Raw genomic sequence first — 6,668 nt, forward strand, 5'->3', positions numbered from 1 at the left:
CTACTATCAGATGTCGCAATTTTATGAAATAGGAGAGTGATAGTGAAAGGTTCGATATAAAAAAACCCACCGAATGGTGGGTTTTTGGAAACTGGTTAGGCTTATTTTTTGCCTTGAGTTTGCTTATCTTCTTCAGTCAAGTCGCGGATACGACGGCTGATATCACGACGAGCTTTAGAGATCTCTGCGCTCTTGATGATGTGGTCATCTACGCGATCTTCATAGTCAGCTTTCATGTTTTTGATGATGCCAACCATTTCGTCGTGCGTCATTTCTGGTTTGATGTAATCCAGAAGGTTATCAAGTAGATCAACACGCTTACGGTTGTCACGAACTTTCTTTTCGTTGTCTAGCAGTTCACGCTTAAGTTTGTTCTTACGACGTGCTTGGTTCACGATTTCAAATACGCTGCTCATAGATTCCTTTTCCTAATCTTGATAATACGTTAACTAAGGGTGATTAAAGCACAACAAAACGCGTAGTAACAGTCTTTAGATCAAAGCGATAATTGACTTGAACAAATAATCATCGTTCTCGTTAGGTGGTGATTGTGTTTCATTGATATATCACGATACTATCCAAGCAGAAGCACTAACTAAAATGTCATGAGTCAGCAGATAATGCGTGATGAACAAGAAGAGTATGCTGAAATGCCAGCAAACCAAGAACGAATTCGTAATGCTTATGTTAAAGAACGCAAGCAGTTAGAAATTGTAGAAATCGAGTTGAACCGTTCAAAAATCGTTATGATTGATGAGCAAGGTAGAAAGAAAAGAGTCCCTATTTTGTCAGAGCATTAGCCTGTGCTAATCAAAGACGGATGACAAAAATAATAATAAGGAATAAATATGAGTATTGAACTGTCTCCAATAGAAGCGCGCATTATCGGTTGTCTAATCGAAAAAGAAGTCACAACGCCAGATCATTACCCACTCACACTAAACAGCTTGACCTCTGCATGTAATCAAAAGAGTAATCGTGAACCAGTAATGGCTTTGTCGGAGTCAGATGTTCTTGATGCCGTTGATGGGTTAATCGCAAAACGTGTAGTCAGCGATGAAAGTAGCTTCAATAGTCGTGTAAACAAGTATCAGCATCGTTTCTGTAATACTGAGTTTGGAGATCTACAATTCTCAGATCAAGAACGAGGCATTATTTGCTGCATGCTATTACGTGGTGCACAGACTCCAGGTGAATTACGTACTCGAACAAATAGGCTGGCGACGTTTAGCGATGTAAAGGAAGTTGAAGCAACCTTAGAAGCTTTGGCTCAGCGTGAAGCTGGGGCTTTAGTTGTAAAACTGCCACGTGAAGCGGGTAAAAGAGAATCAAGATATCAGCACCTTTTAAGTGGTGAAGTTGATGTAGAAGCCATGGCATCTGCAGCGCCCGTTACGGTATCAAGTAGCGCGAACAATGAACGCATCACCGAGCTTGAAACTGAAGTGAGCAATCTTAAAGCTGAACTTGCTGAGCTGAAAGAACTGGTTCATTCTCTAATTTAATGGAATCAAAAGAACCACTTGATCAGTGGGTTGTTTACTTGATTCRCAATCGCCACAATGCGCTTTATTGTGGCGTGACCAATGATCTTAAGCGACGCTACGTTCAGCATCAAACAGGTAAAGGGGCCAAGGCTTTAAAAGGTAAAGGCCCTCTTTCTATTGCCTGGCACAAAACTGTCGACTCTAAAAGTACAGCGCTTAAGCTAGAGTACTCTATAAAACAGCAAACTAAATCGACGAAAGAGAAGCTAGTCACATCACAGGTCTCTGTCGACCTTGTCGATGGAAAGGCCACTTATTCATAAGGTCGTTACTCCTCATTTAATAGCTCTTCTTTTTTCAATATATCCTCATTTTTCTATTGCCACTCGATGTCTATGACCTGTGTGATCAGCTAATAGACCTTAGTCGTACAGATAATTCTTTGTCAGCACATTAAAATGGATGTAATCAAGCTGTATAAGGAATCAAGAAATGGAAGTCGGATTATTTTGGGCAGAGAAGATGTTGCTTGTCTTAGGAGTATTATTTGTACTGACTGGGGTAATGCAATATGGGAAGCGCAGCCAAGACTGGAAAGGCGTTGTCACTATGTTTTACAAACGTATCCCTATGAATGTTACTGAATTCAAATGGTATCGATTAGGTATAGCCTCGCTCGTATTCGCTGTGATTTTAAAGTTTGCTCTTTTGATTTTTTGGCCTTCGTATTCATTTTAGTCGGAAAGCAGGTTTAGCCGTATGGCTTTCTGACATTTATGCCACTTGTAATGAGGTAAGTGGCTAAATTGACGCATTTTATTTACCTTAGTGATAATTCTCTCATCATTATAAAATACTTCAATCATTCTTACATTTACCCCCTCTCTCCGTACCTGATACCATAACAATCTGTTACACTCTTATCTATACGTGTAAATTATAGTGGTGGAAGGATGCCGTTTCCCGTTCTTATATGTGATGATTCCGCTCTTGCTCGAAAGCAAATGGCGCGATCTCTCCCTGCGACGTTGAATGCAGAGGTAACGTTTGCCGTACATGGTTTAAACGCGTTGGAAGAATTACAACAAAACCAGTTCGAATTGATGTTCCTCGATTTAACCATGCCAGAGTTAGATGGCTATGGAACATTAGAAGAAATGCAGCGCTTAGGCATGACGACACCGGTTGTGGTTGTTTCTGGTGATATTCAACCAAAAGCGCAAGAAAAAGTATTGTCGTTGGGCGCTAAAGCTTTTCTGCAAAAACCGATCGACAAAGAAAAGTTAAAATCGGTTTTAAAAGAGCTTGTTGAGCCACCACAACAGCCGCAAATTATTACCCCTCAGGCTTTAGACTTACCGATCCTTCGCCGACGTGACATATACATGGAAGTCGCAAACGTGGCGATTGGACGAGCTGCTGATGCTTTAGCCCGTCACTTTGATGTTTTCGTCCACTTACCTTTACCAAACGTAAATATCTTTGAAGTGAGCGAACTTCATATGGCACTGAGAGACTTGGCTGACAATGATCAGGTATCGGGTGTTTGCCAAGGCTTTAGTGGTGAAGGTATTGCAGGCGAAGCATTAGTCTTATTAAGTGACTCTAGTGTTGCTGATCTAAAGCAGTTAATGAAAGTCCCAACAGACAGCGAAGAGCTCGAAGAACTTGAGCTGTTGATGGATGTATCTAACATTCTTGTGGGTTCTTTTTTGAATGGCTTAGGCGAGCAGTCAGAAGTCCGCTTTTTCCAAAGCTCCCCGGTGCTTTTAGGCCAACATATATCGATTGATTCAGTCATCGCTAATACGGCAGGCTCTTTCCAAAAAACCATGACTTTTGAAGTGAGCTACAATATTGACGGGACTTCAATACGTTGTGATTTGTTGTTTATGTTTGTTGATGAGTCTCTACCGTTGTTGGATAACAAACTGTCTTACCTTATGGAGGAATTCTAAGTATGTTAAGCCTCCCCGCAGAATTTGAGCAGTTCCACTGGATGGTGGATATGGTGCAAAACGTGGACATGGGACTTGTCGTGATCGATAGGGATTATAATGTTCAGGTGTGGAATGGTTTTATGACGCACCATAGTGGTAAGCACTCAGCTGATGCTATTGGCAAGTCACTGTTTGAACTCTTCCCAGAGATACCAGAAGACTGGTTTAGAATGAAAACTAAGCCTGTGTACGATCTTGGCTGTCGAAGCTTCATTACATGGCAACAGCGACCTTACCTATTTAAATGTCGTAATGTTCGTCCTGTAACCCAGCAGGCAGACTATATGTACCAAAACGTAACGCTGAACCCGATGCGAAGCCCAACAGGACAAATAAACTCTCTGTTTTTGTCGATTCAGGATGCAACAGCAGAAGCGTTGGTCTCACTAGGTAAATAAGTACTATTTACTAGCCGTTTACTATGAAATAAACAGTGTAAGTTTGAAGTATGGGGACTCATAAACTGAGTCCCCATATTTTTATTCTTTGCATACCTATTACATTTTGGAATGTTTAAACTGTAACTCGACCAATCGTTGATAAAGCTCGCAGCTTTGCAATAGCGACTGGTGATCGCCAATTTCCACTAGCTTGCCCTGATCCAAAACCGCGATTTGATCGGCATGCTGGATCGTTGATAAACGATGGGCAATGATTAATGTTGTTCTACCACGCATTAGTTCTTCAAGTGCCTGCTGTACATGGTGCTCACTCTCGCTATCTAGCGCGCTGGTGGCTTCATCTAGTAGCAGTATATGTGGGTCTTTTAAGATGGCGCGAGCAATAGCAATTCGCTGTTTTTGTCCTCCAGAAAGTCGCACACCACGCGCGCCTAAGAAACTGCTATAACCTTCGGGTAGTTTCATAATAAATTCATGAGCATGGGCTTTCTTGGCTGCTTCAATCACTTGCTCATCGGTTGCATCTGGTTTCCCATATCGAATGTTATGAAAAACATCGTGGCTAAATAGGGCGGGTTGCTGTGGAACTAACGCCATTTGCTGACGTAGCTCGTTAGGATCGAACTTTCTCAAATCTACACCCCCTAATTGAATGCCTCCAACTTGTGGGTCGTAAAAGCGTTGCAGAAGTTCGAATAAAGTACTTTTCCCCGCACCAGAAGGGCCAACTAAGGCGAGAACTTTTCCTTTTTCCGCTTTCAACGTTAAAGCATCAGTCGCTGATTGATCTGGACGAGAAGGGTAGTGGAATGTAACGTTTTCAAAGGTGACTTCTGCGGATAACCCATTTAAAGATGTTGGGTTCTTTGCTGGAGCGACGATATGGCTGTCCACTTGCAGTATTTCAATCAACCGCTCTGTCGCGCCTGCTGCTCTTTGCAATTCTCCTAACACTTCTGAGATTGTAGCTAGAGATGAAGCGACCATAATCGCATAGAACACAAACGCGCCTAAATCACCTGCTGACATAACACCGTTTATTACATCGCTGCCTCCAACCCATAGCATGCCCGCAATAGCACTAAACACAATCACAATCACACCAGAAATTAGGATCGCACGTTGCTTCACTCGCTGACGTCCTATCTCGTAGGCCTTTTCCACCTCTTCCGAAAAGGAAGTTCGCTCTTGAGTTTCTTGGTTGTAGCTTTGAACGGTTTTAATGTGCTCTATCGCTTCACCTGCGTAACTGCCTACATCTGACATTGAGTCTTGGCTTTTTCGTGATAGTGCACGAACGCGTCGTCCGTAAAATAGAATGGGTACAAGGATAAATGGCACAGAGGCGAGCACAATTAGCGTAAGTTTAATGTTGGTGGCAAACAACATTACGATTGCGCCTATACACATTAGTGCGCTGCGCATTGCCATTGAGAATGAAGAACCAATGATACTTTGTAGCAGCGTAGTATCTGTAGTAATACGCGACATGATGTCACCGCTGCCATTAGTTTCAAAGTAGCTAGGGTGCAAGGTAATGACATGGTTAAATACGGCTAAGCGGATATCGGCACTGACTCGTTCGCCTACAGAAGACACTAAGTAAAACCGAAAAAATGTACCGATTGAAATCATGACCGTCACAGCAAGGATAAACTGAATAGCACTGCCTAAATCGGAGAGTGATTGTTGGGAAAACCCTTCGTCTATAAGAATGCGTACCCCGTGGCCGACTGAAAGGGTAAGTGATGCGGTGCAAATCAATGCAATAAGTGCTGCGAGCACACGACCTTTGTAAGGGCGGATGAATTGTATTAACTCAAGCAAGATGCCTAGATTCTTGTCTTTGGATTTTTGGTGATCATGCTGGGAGTCTAGCTCCTGGCTTTGAGACGGTTGAGCTTGCATAGTATCGCCTTCTATTTTTTATACTGTAGCGAACGAAGTCCGTTATGGTTTTATATTGAGACTGGCTAGTTCCTTTTACAAGGTATTGGGGCTGAAGCTGAAAATAGCAACGATAGGAATGTATTTATTTTCCACCTGTATAATAAAAATTAGAGGTGCGATAGGGTGAATACCCCTGTGATGTCAGTGAAGCACCTTCTCCTAGGATGATGAGCTAGTAAGAGTTGACCATAGGTTAATATTAGTGCTTGAAATGGAATAGTACTTACTAAAAAATTAAAGGCCGCATAGAGCGACCTTTATATAGGAGAGTAGCAGAAAAACTATGACTGGTAGCGTGCTTCCACTTCGTTCGCTTTATGGAAATTTTGGTGAGTTGCGAGTTGGTTTCCATAACGCTCAATATGTTCAAAAGAAGAGATTGAACCATTGTTTTGTAATATCTCAACAATGAATGACATCATGAAGTCTGCGCCTGTTAGACGTTCGTCAACTAAGTAAGTTTTATCTTTTAATGACTCATTGAAATAACCCATCACTTTCATTGTTTCAGCGTCAGCGTAACCACCTAAAAAGTTAGTATCACAGCCGTCTTTTTCTACAAACATTTTTAGTAGTAGTGGAAGAATCGCTGAGCTTTCCGCAAAGTGGATCCATTGCGAGTATTCTACGTAGCTTGGAGTGTTGCGCTCAGGAGCAAATTTTGTCATACCGTATGTGTTGATAAGGTACTCTGTAATAGCTCCTGACTCAGAAATCACCATGCCATGGTCTTCAATAACCGGTGACTTTCCCAGTGGGTGAATACTTTTTAGTTCCGGTGGCGCAAGAAAGGTTAAGCTGTCGCGTTGATACGGCTTTACCTGATACTC

General features: G+C 42.1%; 9 protein-coding genes. 6 read left to right on the forward strand and 3 right to left on the reverse strand.

Annotated features, from left to right (window positions below; translation table 11 throughout):
• Positions 1–101 precede the first annotated feature (101 nt).
• Complete coding sequence (locus L4C33_RS18175; RefSeq protein ID WP_428813821.1) at positions 102–416, reverse strand: DUF496 family protein; 315 nt, start codon at positions 414–416, stop codon at positions 102–104.
• A gap of 204 nt (positions 417–620) precedes the next feature.
• Between L4C33_RS18175 and L4C33_RS18180 the strand changes: the two genes are divergently transcribed.
• The 6 genes from L4C33_RS18180 (at position 621) to L4C33_RS18205 (ending at position 3,885) form a co-directional block, all read left to right on the forward strand.
• Positions 621–800, forward strand: a complete 180-nt coding sequence (locus tag L4C33_RS18180) for a hypothetical protein (RefSeq protein WP_428813829.1) — start codon at positions 621–623, stop codon at positions 798–800.
• Positions 801–848: 48 nt separating this feature from the next.
• Positions 849–1,505, forward strand: coding sequence for a YceH family protein (locus tag L4C33_RS18185; RefSeq protein ID WP_428813822.1), 657 nt, complete (start codon positions 849–851; stop codon positions 1,503–1,505).
• Positions 1,505–1,810 carry a GIY-YIG nuclease family protein gene (locus L4C33_RS18190; protein ID WP_428813823.1) on the forward strand — a complete coding sequence of 102 codons (306 nt, stop codon included), beginning with the start codon at positions 1,505–1,507 and terminating at the stop codon, positions 1,808–1,810. The genes L4C33_RS18185 and L4C33_RS18190 overlap by 1 nt, the downstream gene beginning before the upstream one ends.
• Before the next feature lie 169 nt (positions 1,811–1,979).
• On the forward strand, positions 1,980–2,225 hold the full coding sequence (locus tag L4C33_RS18195; RefSeq protein WP_428813824.1) for a hypothetical protein: 246 nt from the start codon (positions 1,980–1,982) through the stop codon (positions 2,223–2,225).
• Positions 2,226–2,440: 215 nt separating this feature from the next.
• A complete protein-coding gene (locus L4C33_RS18200) occupies positions 2,441–3,445 on the forward strand; it encodes a response regulator (RefSeq protein WP_428813825.1) in 1,005 nt (334 codons plus the stop codon).
• A gap of 2 nt (positions 3,446–3,447) precedes the next feature.
• Positions 3,448–3,885 carry a PAS domain-containing protein gene (locus L4C33_RS18205; protein ID WP_428813826.1) on the forward strand — a complete coding sequence of 146 codons (438 nt, stop codon included), beginning with the start codon at positions 3,448–3,450 and terminating at the stop codon, positions 3,883–3,885.
• A 99-nt stretch (positions 3,886–3,984) separates the two neighbouring features.
• On the opposite strand, the gene L4C33_RS18210 is transcribed toward L4C33_RS18205, so the two are convergent.
• The gene (locus L4C33_RS18210) at positions 3,985–5,796 is read right to left on the reverse strand and encodes an ABC transporter ATP-binding protein/permease (RefSeq protein WP_428813827.1); all 1,812 of its coding nucleotides are present in this window, start codon (positions 5,794–5,796) and stop codon (positions 3,985–3,987) included.
• Positions 5,797–6,119: 323 nt separating this feature from the next.
• On the reverse strand, positions 6,120–6,668 hold a 549-nt coding region (locus L4C33_RS18215; protein ID WP_428813828.1), incomplete at its 5' end, for a glutathione S-transferase.

Source organism: Vibrio makurazakiensis, assembly GCF_050337375.1.
Taxonomy (GTDB): Bacteria; Pseudomonadota; Gammaproteobacteria; order Enterobacterales; family Vibrionaceae; genus Vibrio; species Vibrio makurazakiensis.